At 61.7% G+C, this 1,053-nt stretch carries 2 protein-coding genes; one reads left to right on the forward strand and one right to left on the reverse strand.

Going from position 1 to position 1,053, the window contains the following annotated elements; translation table 11 throughout:
* A partial coding sequence (locus tag EN932_RS36800) for a PhzF family phenazine biosynthesis protein (protein WP_164890876.1) occupies positions 1-385 on the reverse strand: 385 nt, incomplete at its 3' end.
* 101 nt (positions 386-486) lie between these two features.
* Here EN932_RS36800 and EN932_RS36805 point away from each other — a divergent pair.
* Positions 487-1,053: biotin/lipoyl-binding protein (locus EN932_RS36805; RefSeq protein ID WP_128369556.1), on the forward strand; the 567-nt coding region annotated here is incomplete at its 3' end.

Below are 1,053 nucleotides of genomic sequence, written 5' to 3' on the forward strand. Positions count from 1 at the left end.
CCGGCAGCTGCGCCAGATCGAACTCGGCAAAAGTGTTGCCGTCATGCTTGCTGACGGCGCACCGCACCGGACCGATGTTTTCCTCCAGCACGAAGATGCCGGCGCCGCCCTCCTCCGCAAGTTCGGCCAGCGCGATCGCGGCGCCGACCGTCGGATGGCCGGCGAACGGCATTTCATAGTCGGGCGTGAAGATGCGGATGCGGTTTTTGTGCTTGGGATTGTCCGGCGGCAGGACGAACACCGATTCGGACAGGTTGAATTCGCGCGCGATGGCCTGCATCGCGGCCGTGTCCAATCCCTTGCTGTCCAGCACGACGGCCAAAGGATTGCCGGCCAGTCGCTCGGTCGTAAACACATCGTAAAGCAAGTAATTCCGGGTTTTCATTCCTGCCTCAATCCCAACATGGGCGAAATTTAATTTGATATTTGAACCGGTAAGCCTGATCTGTGCACAGATAGGGACATTGCGCATTATAGGGGTCCAGCGTGGACCAGATTGTCAATCTGCCAAAGACGGAATCGGATTCCGCCATCGAGACGGCGCTTGGGCTCGACCAGACAGGCCGGCGCAGATCGCGCCGTCGTGGGTGGCTCTATGCGTTGCTGGCGCTGATCGTGCTCGTCGCCGCGCTTGGCGTCTATCAATGGTATGCCGGCTCGCCGGCCAGGATTGACTACACCACAGTGCCTGCCGCCAAGGCCGACCTCACAGTCGCGGTGTCGGCGACCGGCACGCTGCAACCACTCACCCAAGTCGATATTTCAAGCGAACTGTCCGGCATCATCCGCTCGGTCTCGGCCGAGGAGAACCAGCAGGTCAAGAAGGGTGACGTGCTGGCGACACTCGACACGGTGAAACTCGAAGTCCAGATCGAGCGCGCCGAAGCTTCGGCCAAGGCCGCCGCCGCCAATGTCGAGGACGCCACGGTTACGCTGGCCGAAAACGAGAAGGCGCTGGTGCGCGCCGCCGAACTGACCAGGCGCGGCATGGCGACCGACCAGTCGCTTGAAGCAGCAACCGCCACGCGCGACCGTTCCAAGGCAGCTCTAGAC

Source organism: Mesorhizobium sp. M7A.F.Ca.US.002.01.1.1 (assembly GCF_004022955.1).
GTDB lineage: Bacteria > Pseudomonadota > Alphaproteobacteria > Rhizobiales > Rhizobiaceae > Mesorhizobium > Mesorhizobium ciceri.